The following is a 19,413-nucleotide window of genomic DNA, read 5'->3' on the forward strand; positions in this document are numbered from 1 at the left end:
GCCGGTCCCGCCCCGGTTCGACGGATCAGGCGGGTGTGCGGGTCCGCAGCGCCCAGGCGGTCGATACGGCCGCGACGACCAGAATCGCGGCGGCGACGGCGCTGGTGGTGTGGATGCCGCCGAGGAAGGCTGCGTGGGCGGCCGACAGCAGCGACTCGCCCTGCGAGCTGCCGAGTTCGGTGGCCGTGGCGGCCGCGGAGGCGATGCCCTCACCCGCGTCCGCCAGGGCGTCCGCGGAGACGCCCGGGGGCGTGCCGAGAGCCGAGCGGTAGGACGACAGGAGGACGCTGCCGAGGATCGCGATGCCGAGCGCGGCGCCGAGTTCGTAGCCGGTCTCCGACACGGCCGAGGCCGCGCCCGCCCGGTCCTCCGGTGCGGCGGACAGCACCGCGTCGTTGGTGAGGCTCTGGGTGAGTCCCATGCCGAAGCAGATGAGGGCGAAGGCGACGATGAGGTAGGGCAGGTGCGGCCCCGCGGCGAGCTGGGTGAACAGGGCGAAGCCCAGGGCCATCAGGGCCAGGCCCACGACCAGGACGGCGGTGACGCCCCACCACCGGGCCAGGGCCACGGCGAGGAAGCCCGCGACGATGGCGCACGTCAATCCGGGCAGGAGCACCAGGCCCGCCTGGAGGGGCGAGATCTCGCGGACGATCTGGAGGTACTGGGTGAGGAAGAACAGCGCGGCGATCATCGCGAACAGCGTGATCAGGTTGAGCATCACCCCGACGCTGAACTGAGGGATGCGGAACAGGCGCACGTCCAGCATGGGCGCCGCGCTGGCCAGCTGCCTGCGGACGAACAGCACTCCCACGGCCACGCCGACCGCGACGCAGAGCAGTGGCAGCGGGTCCGGACCGCCGACCGCTGCCTTCTTGACCCCGTACACCATCGGGAACATGGCGGCGGCCAGCAGGGCGACGCTGAGCGGGTCCAACCGGCCCGGCTCCTTCGCCCGGGACTCCCGGATCAGCACCGGCGCGAGGACCAGGATGAGGAGGGTCACCGGCACGTTGATGAGGAACAGCGAGCCCCACCAGTAGAACTCCAGCAGCGCACCGCCCAGCACCGGCCCCAGCGCCGATCCGCCGGACAGTGCGGCGGCCCAGATCGCGATGGCGATCTTGCGCTGGTTCTCGTCGTGGAACATGCTGCGGATGAGGGACAGGGTGGACGGCATCAGGGTCGCACCGGCCAGGCCCAGGAGGGCGCGGGCCCCGATCATCGCGGCCGCGGTGGGCGCGAGGGCGGCGGCCAGGGACGCGAGTCCGAAGCCGGCGGCTCCGAACACCAGGAGTCGGCGCCGTCCGATCCGGTCGCCCAGGGAGCCCATCGTGACCAGCAGCGCGGCCAGCACGAAGGAGTAGACGTCGACGATCCACAGCAACTGGACCGAGGTGGGCTGCAGATCCTCCCCGATGTGGGGCACGGCGAAGCTGAGCACCGTCATGTCCACGGAGATGAGGAGGACGGGGAGGATGAGGACGGCGAGTCCGGCCCACTGCTTCGCCCCAGCCCGGTCGGGTGCCGGTGGGGCCGTCGGGGCTCCGGTGTGGTAGTGAGTGCCCATTATTCTTTTCTGATTGTTGCGTGAGCGGCCAAAAACGTCTCCACTGCCATGACTGCTTGATCAGCATTCAGGCGTGGATCACAAGCGGATCGGTAGTCACAGAATTCGATCACGTCCTCTCCGGGGAGAAGTGATGTGCGTTCGATGACCAGGTCGGGCGTCGTTTCCAGATGAAGCCCACCCGGCCAGCCTCCGTGACCGGCCACCATTTCGACGAGCTGCTCGATCTCCTGGAAAATCACCGGAAGTGATCTGGTCTTGATGCCGCCTGGAGTACTGAAGGTGTTTTCGGGCATCGGATCGCACAGCCAGACGACCGGCACTTTCGCGTCCCGGATCGTACGGACGATGACGGTAAGTATCTCGGAAATGCGACCGGTTCCCATGCGGACGATGAACGTGAGGCGTCCTGGAGATTTCTCCGGGTTCAGCGTCGCCGGGAGTTCCAGGACGTCCCAGGGCGTGACCTCGGGTCCGCTCTTCACCCCCACCGGGTTCTCGGCGGACCGCGCCGGCTCGACGTGGGCGCCGCCCCCGCCAGCTCTCGCGGAGTGTGTCGAGAACGAGGCGCGCGCAGTTGTGGACGGTGAGCATGAGCTGCGGCTCGGGAGGGCGTAGGCGCAGGTCAGGGGTGAGGCTGTTCACCGCGTCCCCCCGGAAGATCTGCACGAGGACCGCGTGAGGCGCCCGTTGCGTGGGGACGGCGCGCGGTTTGGCGTACTGGTCGGCCATGTGTCCGACCGCGACGACGAGCAGTCCGGTGCCTCGCGCCTGAAGGAGGAGAGATCGCGAACTGACCGACTTCTCCGCGGACGGCGGCGGAGCCGCGGTCCGCGAACCGCTTCACGCAGTCTCCGTCCTGGAGGAGAAGGGCGGAGCCGCACGCCACGGTGGCGAGTCGGACTCTCGGCATGGCTGTCTCTTCCGGGGCGGTGAGCGGCGGCTGTTCCGCGATACGTCGCTCGACCTGGGCGACGGCTTCGCCGTCGGCTCAGGGCGACTGCTGTAATGCGGGAAGGCTCGTGGAATGGGGCGGACTACTCCTGACGGTGGTTGATCCAATTGCTTGACGCGGCAGGGTGCATCGTATGCAGAGCGAAAGCGCCTTCGACGCCCCGGTCGTACCTCACATTGGGATTTCGATGGCGATTGCGTTGCCGAGCTGCGGTCAGAATGCCCCGTTCAACCAAGCGAGGAACACGCTACACACGCGCACTCGGGCCGGTCCACCGAGAACTCTGACGGAGCGCCAGAAATCAGCCACTGGGCTGACCGGAAGTGAGGTCCTGCCGCGAACCGGAACTTGGGGCGACAGGGCCTCTTTGCCGATTGCTTTACCTCGGGCATGCTCCGCCTTTACCAGCACGGACGGGGCGTGGTCCGCCCTCGGAGGCATGTCGTCGGGAGGGCCCCCGTGCGGGTCGGCCTGTGCGCCGGGCCCGCCGGTCGGTCGGAGAATCCGCCGAAAATGGTCCCACCGAGAGGTCTGTTTCTGCTCGGAGCCGCCGCCCGAATCATGTCGGTCTCCGGGTCCCCTGCATGCCGGGAATCCTCTGGCCAGGCAGGGAGTCGCCCCGACAGTTGCGGGTCCCTCCTGCGCGCCGAAGGGAAGAGGGGCCGAGCGGACGGCCGTCACGCGCACGAGATGCCACCCCAGAACAAATCCCCTCTACCTGGGAAGTACCTCTCACCCTTGTTCCTGGGGGTCAAGGCGTCGCAGGCTCACATCTTGTCGTCCCGGCTGGGGTCAGTCGCAGGTGAGGGCCGGTTTCGGAGCGACCCGAAACCGGCCCTCGATCATTTCTGCGGACCGGTTGGGGTCCGGCGTCCTTGACCGGGGCAGCGGGTCAGGACGATGCGGGCGACAACCCGTGACGTGTTTCGCCGACGGCCTGGTCCTCCAGCCGTCCCGCGACACCGTGGGCAGGGTGGCCCGTCGCTGCTCCGGCGAGCTCCCGGCAGGCGCACGCCGCCCCCTCTGCCACCCGGACGGCGGGGTGGTCGGTGGCCGCCAAAGGCTCTGCCGCGGAATCGAGGAACACGGGTCACGAGCCCGGCTGCCCAGCGAGAACGCGGGAGTTCTGGCTCTCCTCGGCCATGACCTGAGGAGCGCGGTCGCGCGGGTGGAGAAGGCGGAAGCCGATGCCGGCGGCCGCGCCACCGGCGAGGGTCGCGATCAGGTAGACCCACAGGGCGGACCAGGCGAAGAGGCCGGCGAGAGCTCCGCCGAGCGCCACAGCCGGGTTGAACACGGCACCGGATATCCCGCCGACCGTCACCGCGCCCGCCAGTACGGTGAAGCCGATGGCGAGCCCGTAGAACGAGTTGTCGGGGTGGCTGGAGCTGGTCGCGACGTTCAGGACGACATAGGCCAGGGCGAAGGCGAACAGCGCTTCGACCACCGAAGCGGCGGCCAGCTGGTGGCCGGAGAGCGACAGGCGCTGCGTGGCCTCCGGAGACGCGACCCACCGGGCGACGGGCCCGGCTGCCAGGGCGGCCAGCACCTGCGCGCAGACGTACCCCGCCGCGGTCGCCGTGCTGANGATCCGGCCGCGGATCAGCACGGCGAGGGTGACCGCTGGGTTGTAGTGCGCGCCGGAGACATGGCCCCCGGCGTAGACCATGACCATCAGGACCGCTCCGATGGCCAGCGGGGCTAAGGGCGCTTCGGAGAGCACCGCTGTGCCCACGGTGAGGACGAGGAAGAAGGTACCGATGAATTCGACCGCGTAGCTGCGCAAGGGGGGCTCCTCGGAACGGGGTTCGCGTGGTCGGCTCTGCGACCGCGTCCCGGCCCGGCCTCAGGTGCGCGAGGGCACGGCGTGGCATGAGCTCAAGAACGCGACCGCATGGTGAAAGTAGTCACTCCCAGCCCGGGGACCCCAGTGGTGTCCGCCTTACAGAAGCGTGACGTCGATCGGCTCCGCCGCGGGTGGCCCGCCCCGGCTGACGTATCGCGGGCCCACCCCTCCCGGCATGCCGATGAAGGGTGCTGACAGGGTGCCAGTGGTGGTGGCCCCGACGAGTGCGAACGCGGGAGCAGGGCCCCTGCCGACCCCCGCGCCACATCCGTCGGCCCACCGCGACCAGCACGGATTCAGTGCCCAGGCTGTTCCAGCCCGGGGGCGCTCACGGGCCGGACAGGCCTCAGGCTGTTGCGGGAGCTGGAAGGACCGCCCGGCTCCTCAGGTGAGCAGCCTCGCCTTGGCCCTGTCGTACTCCTCCGCAGTGAGCGCGCCCTTGTCCTTGAGCTCCGCGAGCTTCGCCAGATCGCTCACATGGCCGCTCCCGCCGACCGGTCCGCCCGCCTCCGACGTGCCCGCGGCGTCGCGCACGTACGCGCGGAAGGCCGCCTCCGAGTCCTTCGCCAGCTTCGCGTCGCGCTCGTGCATGCTGCGCCCGCGCGCGATGAGGTAGAGGAGCACACCCAGGTAGGGCAGCAGGATCACCAGGATCAGCCACCCCGCCTTGGCCCAGCCGTTCAGCGAGTGGTCCCGGAAGAGGTCGGTCACCACCTTGAACAACAGGAAGAACCACATGACCCAGAGGAACAGGTACAACATGGTCAGAAAGACGTTCAGGAGCGGGTAGTCGTCCATGAGGGCCTACTCCGATCGTGGAGATGGTCCCTTATTCATACAGCTCGCCCGAGTAGTCCGCATCTGCGCCGCGACTGCGGTGTCCCTGACATCGCCCGCCCGCTGTCACTCGGCGAGCAGCTCCAGGAATCCGTGCAGCTTGTCGCGGGTCCGCTGTATCTGCTGTTCCAGCGTCAGCGACTCCTCGAACCGGCTGCCGGGCGCGGCCGCCTTCTTGCCCCGCACGTACAGCGAGCAGTCGAGATCGGTGCAGAGGTAGATCCCGACGGAATTGCCGTCCCGGCCGGACTGGCCCCGCTTGCGGGCGGTCATCAGGGAGACCCCGCTGCCCGGGTGGGTGGTCAGGCAGACCGAGCACATGCTCCGGTGCAGGAATCCGCGCTGATGGGAGGGGAAGCGCAGGGTGATGCCGACGAGCGTGCCGTGCAGCTCGGTGACGATGTAGCTCCGGTCCGGTGCGGAGAGGTCGCGCCATCCCAGGAAGTCCAGATCGTCCCACGGCCGCTCGTCCAGATCGCGGGGGAGCGGCAGACGCTTCGCTTCGCCCTTCGAGCAGTTGACGAACGATGTGCGGATGTCCTGTTCGGTCACGGCTTTCATGCCGACGACGCTAAGAGGACGCGCGGCCTCCGGGCAAACGATTAAGGGGCCGTCGGCCGGCGGAGTGCCAGGTCAGGCCCTGCTTTTGCCCGGGGCGATCCGCAGCAGACGGGCGGGCGGAGGGGCGAGGCCCAGCTCCGGCCGCCAGGCCGCCAGAATCTGTGCCGACGGGTCGAAGAGCGGTTGCGGCAGCTGGTCGAGCGCGGTCCACCGCCAGGCGCTGATCAGATGCGGCTCGGTGACTTCCGGCACACCTGTGGGGAGCCGCACGACGGCCGCCATGCTGATGCGGTTGATCCCGCCGATCACGTCGTGGAGCATCGCGAAGACGTCCACGGCCGCCTCCTCGACCACGAGACCGGTCTCCTCGCGAAGCTCCCGCGCGGCGGCCGCCGCGATGGACTCGTGCGTCGCGTCGACCTTGCCGCCCGGCAGCTCCCACGTACCGCTGTGATGGCGTCCCAGCAGTACGCGCCCCCGACCGTCCTCGACGACCACTCCGACCCCGAGGGCCGCCTGCGCGGTGGGCGGTCGGGTGTTGCGGGTGGGCCCGGTGGCATGGTCGGTGGTCATGGCGCTGGGTCTCCGTTCTGCTGGGCGGCGCCCACCACCGTAGCGAAGCGCTGGCGGCGGTCCGGGCCCCGCCCGGGCCCGCGCTCAGGGCGGCGGTCGCGGCGCCGTCGCGGTCGGCGTGCCGGCGAGAGGCGGGGGCTTCTCGCCGTACGTTCCCGGGAGCTTCGTCGAGCACGGGCGGCCGGTGACCNCCGCGGAGATCACCGGCCGCCCGGATCGCACGCCGCCCCCGTCCCCACGGTGCGGCGCCCGGTGGGCCGGCCCCATCCGCTGGGAGGGGCGGCCCACGTCTTTCAGGACTGCGGCGTCCGGGCCGCCAGTCCGAGGCTCGGAAGGATCGCGTCCCGCACGAACCTGGTCAGATACGCCGCGTCGGCGTAGCGCCCCTCCAGCAGCGGCCGGGCGCGCATCACGCCGAGCAGCTGGGCTGCCACGTAGTCGGCGGCCGGGTGGTCGGACGGGATCTCGCCGCGCTCCTGGCCTCGGCGGACCATCGCGTCGATCGCCGCCACCTCCGGGACGACCAGCGCCTCGCGCAGCGCGCTCAGCAGCTCCGGGCTCTGGAGCGCGGCGTGGCTGAGCGCGTGCATCAGCGGGGTGTCGCGCCCGGAGGCCTCGCCGATCGCCCGCGCCGCCTCCAGCAGGTCCCCCGTCAGTGTTCCGGTGTCGATCTTCGGGAGCCGCATGCGGCGGGTGCCGTGCAGCGCGGCGACGACCAGCTCCGGCTTGGAGCCCCACTGCCGGTACAGCGTCGACTTCCCGCAGCGGGTGCGCGCGGCGACGCCCTCCATGGTCAACGACTCGTAGCCGCTCTCCCGCAACAGGTCCAGCACCGCTGTGTAGAGCTCCTGCGCCCGCTCCGGTGTGATTTTCGACCGGGGGGACGTGAGGGCTGACTCCGGTGCGGAATCGGGCGACGGCATGGGCTGTACCTCCTGCGGCGGTGCGGTGAGGCTCTCGGTACGCCAGTGTACCGATACGGATGTGTACCGATACGACGACGTATCGGTACACTGGCGTATCGATAGGGCATGGGTCGCACCATGCCTCCTGACACCGCTTCGCATCCAAGGGGGCACCGGGTGGCATACGCCCGCACCGAGCCCGCGGACCAGGAGCCGGACATACGTGCCCGACCGCCCCTCGTCCGCGAGCTCCTTCTCGTGGCCGGCCTCTTCCTGGCCTACAAGTTCGGCCGCCGGGCGGCCAACGGACATGTCGAGGAGGCGTTCCGCAACGCGGGGGACGTGTGGGGCCTCGAACGGGCCCTGCACCTCCCCGGCGAAGGCATCGTCCAGGATCTGCTGCTGCACAGCCAGACCCTGATCCACGCGGCGAACACCTACTACGCCACCGTGCACTTCCCCGCCACGGCCCTCTTCCTGGTCTGGCTGTACTGGCGCCGCCCCCGGCACTACGTGTGGTCGCGCCGCGTCCTCGCCGTGCTCACCGCCTCCGCCCTGGTGCTGCACCTGGTGTTCCCGCTGGCCCCGCCCCGGATGCTCGCCGTCGCCGGCCTGGTCGACACCGGTCAGGTCTACGGACCGACGGTCTACGGACAGACGCCCGCGACCGACTCGATGGCGAACCAGTTCGCCGCGATGCCCTCGCTGCACGTGGGCTGGGCGCTGGTGGTCGCCCTCGGACTGATCGCCGCCACCCGCTCCCGCCTGCGCGGGCTGTGGCTGCTGCACCCCGCGCTGACCCTGCTCGTCGTGGTGGGCACCGCGAACCACTACTGGCTCGACGCGATCGTCGCCGTCGGGCTGCTCGCCGTCCTTCTCGCCGTGTGCGGGCTGCCCCGGTTCCCCCGGTCCGGCGGGGAAGAGACCGTGCCGGGCGCGGCCCCGGCGCCCGCGTACGCGCAGGAGGCCCGCGGGGAAGCGCGGTCGCGCGGCGTCCCGGCGGAGACCGGCGGCGCAGCCGCATCGGCGCGCGGGGACGGCGGCGCGGCGGCGGGGCCCGGGGCGCAGGCCCCTGCGGCGGTCTGTGGACCTTGGCAACCGGTACGCGCCACCGGTGCGACCGCAGCGCCCCGGGACCGGACCGGGGTCGCGCGATGAGCGCGACCCTGCTCGCCGTGGCGCTGTCCCTCGTCTCGGCGGGCGCCTACGCGGCCGCCGCCGTGGCCCAGTCCCGGCTGGCCGCCCGCACAGAGCCCGCCGCCGGAGCTCTGGGGCTGCTGGGCCGCGGTGCGTGGTGGTCGGCGGTCGGCCTCAACGCCGCGGGCGCGCTGCTGCACGTCGCCGCGCTCAACTACGGTCCGCTCACCCTGGTCCAGCCGCTCGGCGCGCTCACCCTCGTCGCCGCCGTCCCGCTCGGAGCGCGCGCCGCCGGGCGCCGGGCCGGCCGCACCGAGTGGCGCGGCACGGCCTTGGCCCTGCTCGGGCTCGGCGCGCTGTTGCTGACCGCGGGCGGCTCCGCCCCGCACGAGACCCTCAGCCTGCCCGAGGCCCTCGGCGTCGGTGCGGCCACCATGGCGGTCGTCGCCGGACTCGGCCGGCCGGGGGCCCGCCCGGGGCTGCGGCACGCGGCGGCCTCCGGCATCACCTCCGGTGTGGCGTCCGCCCTCACGCAGACCCTCACGGTCGCCGTCACCGACCACACCGGCGGCCCGCTCCTCAGCTGGCGGCTGCTGACGGTGGCCCTGCTCGTCTCCGCCTTCGCGATGGGCGGTCTGCTGCTGTCGCAGACCGCCTACCGGGGCGGGCTCGGCGCTCCGCTCGCCGTGGTCACCCTCGCCAACCCGGTCGCCGCCGCCGCGATCGGCCTGGCCCTCCTCGGCGAGCGCCTCCAGGGCGGCCCGGCCGGCCTCGCCCTGGCCCTCGTGGGCGCGGCGGCCGCCGTACGCGGGGTGGTCCTGCTCAGCCGGGCCCAGGCGCGACGGACGGACCGGTGCCGGGACGCGGCGGTCGACGCCCCGGACGTGGCCGCCCCGGCGCTCTCGCGGGTCGTCATCGCAAGCCCCCGGCCTGCGGAGAGCGCTTCCCTCGCCGCGGAACCCGGCACCGCGCGGGCGAGCGGCTGACCGGCCGCGGCGAAAGGCGCGGGGGTCACCCGCCGGTCCTGGACGCTCAGTGGTCCAGTTCGGTGATCGCCCGGGTCAGCCAGCCGACCCAGAACGTCTCCAGATCGATGCCGCCGCGCAGGACCAGGTGGCGCAGCCGACCCTCGTCCGTCGTCGGCGCGGGGGTGAAGTCCCGCTCCTCGATCTCCTGGTACTCGGCCAACTGGCGCTCGTGCAGAGCGAGATGCCGACACAGCTCCGCACCCAGCCCGTCCCTCCCGACGACCGCCGCCGCGCGCATCCGCAGCAGCAGCGGATCACGGACCGGCCGGGGGTCCTCGGGGAGCGCCACCCAGGCCGCCAGCTCCTCGCGGCCCGCGGGCAACACCTCGTACTCCTTCTTCTGCCCTCGCGCGGGCACGGCCGCGGGCAGCTCCCTGATCCGCCCGGCCTGTTCAAGTCTGCCCAGTTCGCGATAGATCTGCTGATGGGTGGAGGACCAGAAGTAGCCGATCGACCGGTCGAACCTGCGGGTCAGCTCCAGGCCCGAGGACGGCTTCTCCAGCAGTGCGGTGAGGATCGCGTGCGGCAGTGACATGGGGTGATCCTAAGGACGTGCGGTGACGGGGGCGCCGGGCAGGTGGAGCGGCGCCCCCGGGGCTCACAGGGCCGCGGCCAGCTCCGTGCCCTGACGGATGGCCCGTTTGGCGTCCAGCTCGGCCGCCACGTCCGCGCCGCCGATCAGATGGACCGTACGACCCGCCGCACGCAGCTCCTCGTACAGCTCCCGGCGGGGTTCCTGACCGGCGCACAGCACCACGGTGTCGACCGGCAGCACCCGTCGCTCACCGTCCACGGTGAGATGGAGCCCCTCGTCGTCGATCAGGTCGTAGGAGGCCCCGGCGATCATCTCGACGCCCCGGTGGCGCAGTTCCGTCCGGTGAATCCAGCCGGTGGTCCTGCCGAGTCCCGCGCCGACCTTGCTGGTCTTGCGCTGGATCAGATGGACAGTGCGCGGCGACGTGGGGCGCTCGGGGGCGCGCAGCCCTCCGCGATCGGCGTAGGCGGTGTCCACGCCCCACTGCCGGAAGAACGCGTCCGCGTCCAGGCTCGCCGCCTCGCCGCCGTCGGTGAGGAACTCCGCGACGTCGAAGCCGATGCCGCCCGCGCCCACGATCGCGACCCGGTCGCCGACCGGCGCCCCGCCGCGCAGCACGTCCAGGTAGCTGACCACGCCGGGGCGGCCGGCGCCGGGGATGGCCGGCGTACGCGGCTCGACGCCGGTGGCGAGCACGATGGCGTCGAAGCCGTCCAGGGCCGCGACGTCCGCCGGGGCGCCCAGGCGCAGTTCGACGTCCAGCTCCGCCAGCCGCGTGCGGAAGTAGCGCAGCGTCTCGCCGAACTCCTCCTTTCCGGGCACGCGGCGTGCCACGTTCAGCTGCCCGCCGATCTCCTCCGCCATGTCGAACAGGGTCACCGCGTGGCCCCGCTCGGCAGCCGTCACCGAGCAGGCGAGCCCCGCCGGCCCGGCGCCGACGACGGCGACGCGCCGGCGGGCCCGGGTGGGGCTGAGAACCAGCTCGGTCTCGTGGCAGGCGCGCGGATTGACCAGGCAGGAGGTGATCTGGAGGCTGAAGACGTGGTCCAGGCAGGCCTGGTTGCACCCGATGCAGGTGTTGATCGCGTCGGCCCGGCCCGCGGCGGCCTTGGCGACGAACTCCGGGTCGGCGAGGAAGGGCCTGGCCATGGAGACCATGTCGGCCCGGCCGGAGGCGAGGATCTCCTCCGCCACCTCGGGGGTGTTGATGCGGTTGCTCGTCACCAGCGGTACGGAGACCGCGCCGCGTACCTTCTCGGTCACCCAGGTGAACGCGCCGCGGGGCACGGAGGTCGCGATGGTGGGGATGCGCGCCTCGTGCCAGCCGATGCCGGTGTTGATGATGGTCGCGCCCGCCGCCTCGATCTCCCTCGCCAGCGACACGACCTCCTCCAGCGTCGAACCGCCGGGGACCAGATCCAGCATGGAGAGCCGGTAGATCAGGATGAAGTCGCTGCCCACCCGCTCACGGACCCGGCGCACGATCTCCACGGGAAACCGGACGCGGTTCTCGTACGAGCCGCCCCAGCGGTCGGTGCGGTGGTTGGTCGCGGAGACGATGAACTCGTTGATCAGATAGCCCTCAGAGCCCATGATCTCGACGCCGTCGTAGCCCGCGAGGCGGGCCAGCTCGGCCGCCCGGACGAACTCCTCTATGGTCTCCTCGACCTCGTCGCCGGTCAGCGCCCGTGGGGTGAACCCGCTGATGGGGGCCTTGAGCGCGCTCGGGGCCACCAGGTCGGCGTGGTGGGCGTACCTGCCGAAGTGCAGGATCTGCATCGCGATCCGGCCGCCCGCCGCGTGCACCGCGGAGGTGATCCGGGCGTGCTGCGCCGCCTCCGCCTCATCCGTCATCTTGGCCCCGCCGGGGAAGGAGCAGGCCCGCTCGCTGGGCGCTATGCCCCCGGTGACGATGAGACCGGCCCCACCGCGGGCGCGTTCGGCGTAGAAGGCGGCCATCCGCTCGAAGCCGTGCTCGGCCTCCTCCAGACCGGTGTGCATGGAGCCCATGAGCACCCGGTTGGGAAGGGTGGTGAAACCGAGGTCCAGGGGGCTCAGCAGGTGCGGGTACGGGCTCATCCGGATCTCCTCGGCGCGGGGTCGTCGCGTCAGTTGTAGACCACCGCGACGCTGTTATGCAACTAGTTGCACAATGATCCGTGCCGCAGCGCGCCCCCTCCCGGCCGGGCCGCCACCCGTACGGCCCAGCCAGACCGGCCACTGCGGCCCGGGCCGACGACAGTGGAGCCGTGACGGAGATCCACTCCGTGTCCCTCACCCCGGGAGTTCCCATGGTCTGCGTCAATCGGCGTGACGTCGGTCTGCTCGCCCTGCGCGTCGGCACCGGCGGCGTGCTCGCGGCACACGGCAGCCAGAAGCTGGCGGGCTGGTTCGGCGGCGGCGGAATCCAGGGCACCACGGCGGCGATGGAGGCGATGGGCTTCCATCCGCCCCGGCACAGCGCCGTGGCCGCCGGGCTCGGCGAGGCGGGCGGCGGTGTGCTGCTGGCGCTGGGCCTCGCCACTCCGGCGGCCGGCGCGGCGGCCGCCGGAGCGATGGCGGGCGCGGTGGCCGTGCATGCCCCGGCGGGCTTCTTCGCCCAGGGCGGCGGCTACGAATACCCGGCGTTCCTCGGCTTCGCCGCAGCCGCCATCGGCCTCACCGGCCCCGGGCGCTACTCCGTGGACCACGCCACCTGTCATGTCTTCGACCGCCCGTGGGTGGTCGCGCTGGCCTTCGCGGGCAGCGCGGTCGCCGCCGCCGCGGTGGTGGGCAGGCGGTCCAGGGGGCAGGCCCGGTCGCAGGAGGAAACGTGACGCGGGCCCGCCCCCGCACGCCTATCGGGGTCCGGTCCCGGCCGCCGCCCCGCTCCGGTGGGAGGTCCCCTCGCGGCTCAGCGCCCCGGGCCACCACGCCGTCGGGCCGATGTCCCTGACCAGGGCCGGGACGAGGAGCGACCGGACGACCAGGGTGTCCAGGAGTACGCCGAAGGCGACGATGAACGCGATCTGCAGCAGGAAGGCCAACGGGATGATGCCCAGAGCCGCGAACGTGGCGGCCAGCACCACACCGGCCGACGTGATCACCCCGCCGGTCGCGGTCAGTCCGCGCAGGATGCCCTCCCTGGCGCCGTGGCGCAGCGACTCCTCCCGCACCCGGGACATCAGGAAGATGTTGTAGTCGACGCCCAGGGCGACCAGGAAGACGAACCCGTACAGCGGCACCGAGGAGTCCGTGCCACTGAAGCCGAACACGTGCGTGAAGACCAGTGAGGAAACACCCAGAGTGGCGAGGAAGTTCAGGGCCACGGTGACGACGAGCAGCACCGGCATCAGCAGGGACCGCAGCAGGAAGACCAGAATCACCAGGATGATCGCCAGCACCACCGGCACGATCAGCGTGCGGTCGTCCTCCGCGGTCCGCTGTGTGTCGTACTGCTGGGCGGTGTAGCCGCCGACCAGGGCGTCCGCCTCCGGGACGGCGTGCACGGCCTCGCGCAGCGCAGCCACCGTGCTCTTGGCCGCGTCGCTGTCGGCCGCGTCCGCGAGGGTCGCGTCGAGGCGGACCCGCCCGTCGACGACCAGCGGCTCGCCGCCGCCCGGCCGCCCGCCGGCGGTCACCGGGGCTACCGAATCGACGCCGTCGACGCTTTCCGCGGCAGCCGCCACCGGCCCGAGCGCGTCGGCAGAGGCGATGATCACCGCAGGGTTTCCGGAGCCGCCGGGGAAGTGCTCGCTCAGCGTCTTCTGGGCCGCCACGGACGGAGCGTCGTTGACGAAGATCTCATCCAGCGGCACGCCCTTGGACGTGAGGGTCGGAGCGAACGCCGCACAGGCGATGAGGGCCGCCAGGGTGATCGCCCAGACCTTGCGGGGCGCCCGGTCGACCAGCTCGGCGATCCGGCTCCAGATGCCGTGGCTGCCCGCCTTCTCCGCGGCCGACCGGGGCTTGGCCGGCCAGTAGGCGCTGCGGCCCAGCAGCACCAGGACCGCGGGCAGGAAGGTGAGGGTGCTCAGGACCGCGCACACGATGCCGATCGCGCCGACGGGGCCCAGGGCGCGGTTGTTCGTGAGGTCGCTCAGGAGCAGGGCGAGCAGACCGAGGGCCACCGTGGCCGCGCTGGCCGTGATCGGTCCGAACGACTCGCGCAGCGCGGAGCGCATGGCCGCGATCCGGTCGCCGTGGACGGCGAGCTCCTCCCGGAAGCGGGCGGTGAGCAGCAGGGCGTAGTCCGTGGCCGCGCCGATCACCAGGATCGACAGGATGCCCTGGACCTGCCCGTCGACGCGCACGATGTCGTGGTCGGCCAGCGCGTAGACGATCGCGCAGGCGAGCCCGAGGGCGAAGACCGCGCCGATGATGATGACGAGCGGCAGCAGCACGCTTCGGTAGACGAGCAGCAGAATGACCAGTACGGCGCTCAGAGCCACGCCGAGGAGCAGCCCGTCGATGCCCGCGAAGGCGTCGGACAGATCGGCCTGGCTCGCGGCCGGGCCCGCCACCTGCACCGACGTGCCCTCGACGGACGCGCCGGCCTGTTCGAGGCGTTCCAGGACGTCCGGCAGTTCTTCCCCGAGATCGGGGCGGAGCTGCACGATGCCCTGGAGTGCGAGACCGTCCTCGGAGACGAGTGCGGGGGAGGGGCGGCCCGCGATCCACTCGGTTCCGCTCAGCGACTCCAGCGCCCGCGTGGCCTCCGCCCGTTGCCGTCCGCTCACGGCGTCGCCCTGGTCCGAAGCGGTCCACAGGAGGATCGCGGGCAGCGTCTCGTCCTGCTGGAACGCCTTCTGTGCCTCGATGACCTGCGTCGACTCCGCGTTCCGGGGCAGGAAAGCGGCCTGGTCGTTGGTGGCGACCTCGCCGAGTTTGCCCGCGTACGGGCCCAGCCCGCCGCCGATGCCCAACCAGGCGATCAGCAGAACGACGGGGATGATCCAGCGGGCCGGCCGTGCGGCGGTGAACATGCCTCTCCCGGGGGTGGTGCCAGTATCTCAATGATAAACAATCTCAATCGTTGAAATAGATTACCCCGGAGAGCGGCCAGCACACGCCTGGCGGGCGCGCCGACGCGCGGGGAGCCCCGCCCGCCCAGGGGAGAGGGGAGAGGGGCGCGCCTCAGCGGCGCGGCGGGAGCTCCCGGTCCAGCTCCTCGTTCATGGCGAGGAGGAACCGCAGGACGGTGGCCAGCTCGTCGTCGTCGAAGCGCGCCCTGGCCTGGGCCGTGGCAGCGGCGAGCGGCATGAAGTAGTCACGGGCGGCGAGCCTGGCGCTCGGTTCGTAGTGCACGTGGACCACCCGGCGGTCCGGGCTCTCCCTGACCCGGCGGACGTGACCCGCCCGCTCCAGTCGGTCCAGGCATGCGGTGACCGCGCCGGAGGTCAGCCCCAGGTGCTCCCGCAACGCCCCCGGCGTCAGGGGGGCGGGGGCGTCCAGGATGGCGGCCAGCGCCTGGACGTCGGTGGCGTGAAGGCCCTGACGCGTGGCGAAGCCGTGGGTCATGCGGTTGATCCAGCCGTTCATCCGGCGGAGCTCCACCGCGTACGCCTGAAGGTCGGCGGACGCCCCGCCTCCCGGGGCGCCGCCCCGGCTCTCACGGCTGTCGGCGCTGGTCACCTGCCCAGCGTATAGAACGCGGGCGCCCGGGCCGCGCGCGGAGCGGACCCGGTCCGCCGTCGGCGGGGCGCCCGCCGCCGTCACTGGTCCGGCATCAGCACGGTGTCGATCAGATTGACCGTGGCGTTGGCCGTCGGCACGTCACCACAGACGATCTTGGCCGTGTCGTTCACCGTGAACGTGGTGTCGGACCCCTGCGTCGTGAGCGTGCTTCCCTCCAGCGTCTTGAAGGAGCCGTCCTCCAGCTGTTGCGTCGTCAGTTTCTCGCCCACCACGTGATAGGTGAGGACCTTGGTCAGTTGCTCCTTGTCGTTGAGCAGAGCGTCAAGGTCAGCCTGCGGGATCTTCTCGAACGCCTCGTTCGTCGGCGCGAAGAGGGTGATGTTCTCCGCGTTGTTGAGTGTGTCGACCAGGCCGGCCTTCTTCACGGCGCTGACCAGCGTGGAGAGTTCGGGATTGCTGGACGCCGCGGTGGCGACCGGGTCCTTCGCCATGTCCTCGAGGCTGCCGGCGCCCTCCTCGGGCACTGCGGAACACCCCGGCCCGAACGGCTGGGCCGGGGTGGCGGCCTGGGCCGGCGGAGCGAGGAACGCCAGCGAGGCGGGGAGGGCGAGAGCCGCGAGGGCCGCGGCCGAGCGCTGCAGACGGGTGATGCTCATGGTGTCTCCTGAGGCGAGCGGGGCGCCCCGGACGTCGGGGCCCCCGGTGCGGACAGCGGGCCGCGTCGGCCCGCTCCGGTCGGCTGGGCCGTGAGCGCGTGGTCCGTGTGCCGCGGGCTTCTCCGCTCCCGAGATCACCCGGAAAGCTGACGCCTGTGGGTTCTCTCTCCGCGCACGTGACGACACATATCGTCGGGCCGTGAATGCCGTATTGCCAGTAGTGCACAGAATTCCCGGTCGGTCAACAGGTGTCGTCCATGCGCCGCGCTGACACGGAAAGGGCTGCGGTGGTGTGGGTGCGCCTTTCCCACGGGTGCGCGGAAGTGATCCGCACGGTATGCGGCAGCATTGCCAATCGACGCAGAATCGATGCGTCAAGACGGCGGGGCGTGGTCGCGCGAGACTGGTGGAGAGGCCGAGGAGACCGCTCGGCAGGAGAGCGGGCGATGATCGTCGCAGTGCCTCACCGACCAGGCTTGACCAGCGAAGTCGCAGCTGTTGCCTTCGAGGCGATCGGGCTGACCGGCGTTTCGTGGGGGTCGCTGTCGGGGTCCGGGCCGGGGTCGGGGCGTGAGGAGTCGAATCTGTCGACCGACGGGCGTCGTCACCGGAGAGAAGGTGCTGAGTTTCTCAGGACGGGAAATATCCTTGAATCAGTGGGGAAAGAGGGCGGCCGATGGCACGGAGTACGACTGCGAGTTCCGTACAGGGAAATCACGGCCGTGCCCGACGACTCGGGAAAGCGCCCTTGTGGGCGGGACGGAGAAAACGGACGCCTCACGCATTCCCTTTCCGTTTCCCGCCGGGAGGGAATCCTGGAACGTTCCGTCGTGGCCGCGTGCCCCGGCTCGTCCTTCGCGCGGCCATGCATCGTGGGAACGTGAGGGGGCATCCGGCCTCACATGGATACCCAAACGGCAACAGCGCGGGGTCGCGGTCAGGCGAGACGAGTCGCCCACAGCACGGCGATGGAGGGCGCGGCCCGTGCGGGCTTCGTCGCCCGCGGCGTCATCTATCTCCTCGTCGGCGCACTCGCCCTGCGCATCGCGTTCCCCGGCGGAGGGAACCAGCAGGCCGACCGCGGGGGAGCGATCTCGGAGGTGGCGAGCCGGCCCTTCGGCGCGGTGCTTCTGTGGCTGCTCGGCGCCGCCCTGGTGGGCATGGCCCTGTGGCGTCTGTCCGAAGCCCTGTTCGGCCAGGCCGGCCCCGACGGCCACAAGCCCGCCAAACGGGCCGCGGCCGCGGGCAGGTTCCTCTTCTACAGCTTCGTCGCCTACTCCGTCCTCGCCTTCGCGGCCGGCGACTCCGGCAGCGGATCGTCCGACCAGCAGACACGGGACGTCACCGCCCTGGCCCTCAAACTGCCCGCAGGGCAGTGGGTCGTCGGCCTCGGAGGGCTCGCCGTCGGCGTCGCCGGACTGTGGATCGCCGGGCGGGCGCTTCTGCGGAAGTTCCGCAAGCGCCTCAATATGTCCGGTGCCTCCAGGGCGGTGCGCCGGGCGGTGGACTTCGTCGGCATGTTCGGCGGGGCGGCCCGCGGTGCCGTGTTCGCCACGGCGGGCGGATTCGCCGTCGCCGCGGCCGTGCGGCACGCGCCCGGAGAGTCCAAGGGGATGGACGACACGCTGAGGTCCTTCGCGAGCACCCCCGTCGGACCGTGGCTGCTGGTCCTGATAGCCGTCGGCCTTCTCGCTTTCGGCGTCTTCTCGTGGGCCAACGCCCGCTACCGCAAGGTCTGACCCCGCTCGGAGCCCGGCGTGCCGGCCGAGCAGCCCGACCCCGTGGCGGGAGAGGGGACAGGAGGCGCACGACGGAAGGGCGGCGGCAAGCCGGACAGGAGACGGACGGAGACGGACATGGACAGGGAACTCGAAGGCCGCCGGGTGCTGGTGGCCGGAGCCACCGGCGCGATCGGCGGTGCGCTGGCCGGGGAGCTCGCGGATCGCGGTGCCCTCCTCGCGGTGGCCGGACGCGACCGTACGGCCCTGGAGACGGTGGCCGCCCGCTGCGGGAACGCGCCCGCCGAGCGGTTCGACGCGTACGCCCTGGACGTCCTCGCCGGGCTTCCGTCCTGGGCGGCCGGCCGTCTCGGCGCTCTGGACGCCGTCGTGTGCGCTGTCGGCGCCGTGGCGTTCGGCGATGCCGCGCAGACGCCGGACGCCGTCGCCGAACACCTCATGACCGTGAACGCCCTGGCCCCGATGGCCCTGCTGCGCGGAGCGCTCCCGGTGCTGGCTGCCCGGGGCACGGTCGCAGCTCTGACCGGTGTGGTGGCCGAGCACCCCCAGCCGTCGATGGCCGACTACAGCGCGTCGAAGGCCGCCCTGGCCGCCTGGCTGACCGCCGTACGCAAGGAGCAGCACCGCGGGGGTCACGACGCGGTGCGGGTGCTCGAAGTGAGCCTGCCGCACCTGGACACCGGCTTCGCCGGGCGCGCGGTGCGAGGCGCCCCGGGGCCGCTGCCCCCGGGGGCCGATCTCGGCGCGGCCGTCCGCCTCGTCGCCGACGCCCTCGCCGACGGCGCCGAGCGCATCGCCGCCGGGCGCGACGGAAGGCCGGTACGGGAACACCCCGCCCATCGCCCGCGCCGCTCGGTGGCCCGGTCTCAGGCCTCGGGCAGCCGCGAGCCGGGCTCACGGGACACGGCGCGTGACCCGGCGCCGCCGGTGAGCCGGGGCGGGCCGCCGGCCGCCGCGCCCCCGCGGACAGCGTCCTCCCGGGCGGCCTGCTCCGGATGACGGCTGCGCCAGTACGGGTTGTCGTGCGGCAGACCGCCGCTGACCCGCCCGTACATACCGAACGTGAGGATCAACAGCCCCATGACGAAGCTGAAGATGACGTTGGACATGCCGAAGTCGAGGATGTTGACGGACTTGTCCAGAATGAAGAGGTGGACGAATCCACTGAGCAGGAAGAGCGCTCCGACGACCATGTTCAGGGTGGACGCGGCGTCACCGCCCACCACCGCTCCGGCGATCAGCAGTCCGCCGACGATCACCGAGATCAGGCTGAGGAGACCGTTGGTCGACAGCCCCGCGATCTGGCTGCCGCTCGTGTCGAAGAAGGCCAGCCGGTTCGCGAAGCCGAGGATGCCGAACACCAGCAGGATGACACCGCACAGACCTGCGCCGACGCGGTACACGGTCGCGAGCCGGTGATCAACGGGGAGTTCGTCACTCAGTTTCATTGCCGTCTCC

17 protein-coding genes and 3 pseudogenes are annotated in these 19,413 nt (G+C 71.7%); 5 read left to right on the top strand and 15 right to left on the bottom strand.

Annotated elements, in window-relative coordinates; translation table 11 throughout:
* Positions 1–25: 25 nt before the first annotated feature.
* From V9U70_RS13315 to V9U70_RS13345, 9 genes and pseudogenes are all read right to left on the bottom strand, one after another.
* Entirely contained in the window at positions 26–1,567 is a 1,542-nt protein-coding gene (locus tag V9U70_RS13315; RefSeq protein ID WP_336675033.1) for an MFS transporter, read from the bottom strand.
* Entirely contained in the window at positions 1,567–2,196 is a 630-nt protein-coding gene (locus V9U70_RS13320) for a 3-deoxy-7-phosphoheptulonate synthase (RefSeq protein WP_336675105.1), read from the bottom strand. Before V9U70_RS13320 ends, V9U70_RS13315 begins: the two co-directional genes overlap by 1 nt.
* A pseudogene (locus V9U70_RS30585) lies at positions 2,114–2,323 on the bottom strand (3-deoxy-7-phosphoheptulonate synthase); the annotation flags it as partial. The pseudogene V9U70_RS30585 and the gene V9U70_RS13320, both read right to left, overlap by 83 nt.
* A 55-nt stretch (positions 2,324–2,378) precedes the next feature.
* Positions 2,379–2,543 (bottom strand): annotated as a pseudogene (locus V9U70_RS30590) (3-deoxy-7-phosphoheptulonate synthase); the annotation flags it as partial.
* A 1,069-nt stretch (positions 2,544–3,612) separates the two neighbouring features.
* Positions 3,613–4,308, bottom strand: a complete 696-nt coding sequence (locus V9U70_RS13325) for an MIP/aquaporin family protein (protein ID WP_336675035.1) — start codon at positions 4,306–4,308, stop codon at positions 3,613–3,615.
* 444 nt (positions 4,309–4,752) lie between these two features.
* Positions 4,753–5,166 carry an SHOCT domain-containing protein gene (locus V9U70_RS13330; RefSeq protein ID WP_336675037.1) on the bottom strand — a complete coding sequence of 138 codons (414 nt, stop codon included), beginning with the start codon at positions 5,164–5,166 and terminating at the stop codon, positions 4,753–4,755.
* Between the two features lie 105 nt (positions 5,167–5,271).
* On the bottom strand, positions 5,272–5,766 hold the full coding sequence (locus V9U70_RS13335; RefSeq protein WP_336675039.1) for an FBP domain-containing protein: 495 nt from the start codon (positions 5,764–5,766) through the stop codon (positions 5,272–5,274).
* A 72-nt stretch (positions 5,767–5,838) separates the two neighbouring features.
* Positions 5,839–6,339, bottom strand: a complete 501-nt coding sequence (locus V9U70_RS13340) for a nucleotide triphosphate diphosphatase NUDT15 (protein WP_336675040.1) — start codon at positions 6,337–6,339, stop codon at positions 5,839–5,841.
* Between the two features lie 293 nt (positions 6,340–6,632).
* Positions 6,633–7,262, bottom strand: a complete 630-nt coding sequence (locus V9U70_RS13345; RefSeq protein WP_336675041.1) for a TetR/AcrR family transcriptional regulator — start codon at positions 7,260–7,262, stop codon at positions 6,633–6,635.
* A 159-nt stretch (positions 7,263–7,421) separates the two neighbouring features.
* Here V9U70_RS13345 and V9U70_RS13350 point away from each other — a divergent pair, with 159 nt between their 5' ends.
* Both V9U70_RS13350 and V9U70_RS13355 read left to right on the top strand, forming a co-directional pair.
* Positions 7,422–8,402 carry a phosphatase PAP2 family protein gene (locus V9U70_RS13350; protein WP_336675042.1) on the top strand — a complete coding sequence of 327 codons (981 nt, stop codon included), beginning with the start codon at positions 7,422–7,424 and terminating at the stop codon, positions 8,400–8,402.
* Positions 8,399–9,367 carry a DMT family transporter gene (locus V9U70_RS13355; RefSeq protein ID WP_336675044.1) on the top strand — a complete coding sequence of 323 codons (969 nt, stop codon included), beginning with the start codon at positions 8,399–8,401 and terminating at the stop codon, positions 9,365–9,367. The genes V9U70_RS13350 and V9U70_RS13355 overlap by 4 nt, the downstream gene beginning before the upstream one ends.
* A gap of 46 nt (positions 9,368–9,413) precedes the next feature.
* Here the strand turns inward: V9U70_RS13355 and V9U70_RS13360 are convergent, their stop codons facing one another.
* Positions 9,414–9,944: a PadR family transcriptional regulator gene (locus V9U70_RS13360; RefSeq protein ID WP_336675045.1), complete on the bottom strand. Its 531-nt coding sequence runs from the start codon at positions 9,942–9,944 to the stop codon at positions 9,414–9,416.
* Between the two features lie 63 nt (positions 9,945–10,007).
* Positions 10,008–12,023 carry an NADPH-dependent 2,4-dienoyl-CoA reductase gene (locus tag V9U70_RS13365; protein ID WP_336675046.1) on the bottom strand — a complete coding sequence of 672 codons (2,016 nt, stop codon included), beginning with the start codon at positions 12,021–12,023 and terminating at the stop codon, positions 10,008–10,010.
* A gap of 212 nt (positions 12,024–12,235) precedes the next feature.
* On the opposite strand from V9U70_RS13365, the gene V9U70_RS13370 reads away from it, so the two are divergent.
* The gene (locus V9U70_RS13370) at positions 12,236–12,760 is read left to right on the top strand and encodes a DoxX family protein (protein ID WP_336675107.1); all 525 of its coding nucleotides are present in this window, start codon (positions 12,236–12,238) and stop codon (positions 12,758–12,760) included.
* 21 nt (positions 12,761–12,781) lie between these two features.
* Here V9U70_RS13370 and V9U70_RS13375 read toward each other — a convergent pair whose 3' ends face one another.
* The 3 genes from V9U70_RS13375 to V9U70_RS13385 all read right to left on the bottom strand — a co-directional run bounded on the left by V9U70_RS13375 (position 12,782) and on the right by V9U70_RS13385 (position 16,216).
* Positions 12,782–14,908 carry an MMPL family transporter gene (locus V9U70_RS13375; RefSeq protein WP_336675047.1) on the bottom strand — a complete coding sequence of 709 codons (2,127 nt, stop codon included), beginning with the start codon at positions 14,906–14,908 and terminating at the stop codon, positions 12,782–12,784.
* A gap of 151 nt (positions 14,909–15,059) precedes the next feature.
* The gene (locus V9U70_RS13380) at positions 15,060–15,557 is read right to left on the bottom strand and encodes a MarR family winged helix-turn-helix transcriptional regulator (RefSeq protein WP_336675048.1); all 498 of its coding nucleotides are present in this window, start codon (positions 15,555–15,557) and stop codon (positions 15,060–15,062) included.
* 80 nt (positions 15,558–15,637) lie between these two features.
* Positions 15,638–16,216 carry a fasciclin domain-containing protein gene (locus V9U70_RS13385; protein ID WP_336675049.1) on the bottom strand — a complete coding sequence of 193 codons (579 nt, stop codon included), beginning with the start codon at positions 16,214–16,216 and terminating at the stop codon, positions 15,638–15,640.
* Positions 16,217–17,184: 968 nt separating this feature from the next.
* On the opposite strand from V9U70_RS13385, the gene V9U70_RS13390 reads away from it, so the two are divergent.
* Complete coding sequence (locus tag V9U70_RS13390) at positions 17,185–17,955, top strand: DUF1206 domain-containing protein (RefSeq protein WP_419723978.1); 771 nt, start codon at positions 17,185–17,187, stop codon at positions 17,953–17,955.
* 117 nt (positions 17,956–18,072) lie between these two features.
* Positions 18,073–18,633: pseudogene (locus V9U70_RS13395) on the top strand (SDR family NAD(P)-dependent oxidoreductase); the annotation flags it as partial.
* A 188-nt stretch (positions 18,634–18,821) separates the two neighbouring features.
* On the opposite strand, the gene V9U70_RS13400 reads toward V9U70_RS13395, so the two are convergent.
* On the bottom strand, positions 18,822–19,403 hold the full coding sequence (locus V9U70_RS13400) for a DUF4383 domain-containing protein (RefSeq protein WP_336675051.1): 582 nt from the start codon (positions 19,401–19,403) through the stop codon (positions 18,822–18,824).
* Positions 19,404–19,413 lie beyond the last annotated feature (10 nt).

Source organism: Streptomyces pratensis (assembly GCF_037137275.1).
In the GTDB taxonomy this organism is placed as follows: Bacteria; Actinomycetota; Actinomycetes; order Streptomycetales; family Streptomycetaceae; genus Streptomyces; species Streptomyces pratensis_B.

What these genes read in the sequence shown, in the direction of transcription:
- V9U70_RS13340 (WP_336675040.1), bottom strand. Translation starts at nt 6,339, where the DNA reads ATGACCACCGACCATGCCACCGGGCCCACCCGCAACACCCGACCGCCC.
- V9U70_RS13330 (WP_336675037.1), bottom strand. Translation starts at nt 5,166, where the DNA reads ATGGACGACTACCCGCTCCTGAACGTCTTTCTGACCATGTTGTACCTG.
- V9U70_RS13375 (WP_336675047.1), bottom strand. Translation starts at nt 14,908, where the DNA reads ATGTTCACCGCCGCACGGCCGGCCCGCTGGATCATCCCCGTCGTTCTG.
- V9U70_RS13315 (WP_336675033.1), bottom strand. Translation starts at nt 1,567, where the DNA reads ATGGGCACTCACTACCACACCGGAGCCCCGACGGCCCCACCGGCACCC.
- V9U70_RS13370 (WP_336675107.1), top strand. Translation starts at nt 12,236, where the DNA reads ATGGTCTGCGTCAATCGGCGTGACGTCGGTCTGCTCGCCCTGCGCGTC.
- V9U70_RS13385 (WP_336675049.1), bottom strand. Translation starts at nt 16,216, where the DNA reads ATGAGCATCACCCGTCTGCAGCGCTCGGCCGCGGCCCTCGCGGCTCTC.
- V9U70_RS13365 (WP_336675046.1), bottom strand. Translation starts at nt 12,023, where the DNA reads ATGAGCCCGTACCCGCACCTGCTGAGCCCCCTGGACCTCGGTTTCACC.
- V9U70_RS13345 (WP_336675041.1), bottom strand. Translation starts at nt 7,262, where the DNA reads ATGCCGTCGCCCGATTCCGCACCGGAGTCAGCCCTCACGTCCCCCCGG.
- V9U70_RS13335 (WP_336675039.1), bottom strand. Translation starts at nt 5,766, where the DNA reads ATGAAAGCCGTGACCGAACAGGACATCCGCACATCGTTCGTCAACTGC.
- V9U70_RS13400 (WP_336675051.1), bottom strand. Translation starts at nt 19,403, where the DNA reads ATGAAACTGAGTGACGAACTCCCCGTTGATCACCGGCTCGCGACCGTG.
- V9U70_RS13355 (WP_336675044.1), top strand. Translation starts at nt 8,399, where the DNA reads ATGAGCGCGACCCTGCTCGCCGTGGCGCTGTCCCTCGTCTCGGCGGGC.
- V9U70_RS13390 (WP_419723978.1), top strand. Translation starts at nt 17,185, where the DNA reads ATGGAGGGCGCGGCCCGTGCGGGCTTCGTCGCCCGCGGCGTCATCTAT.
- V9U70_RS13360 (WP_336675045.1), bottom strand. Translation starts at nt 9,944, where the DNA reads ATGTCACTGCCGCACGCGATCCTCACCGCACTGCTGGAGAAGCCGTCC.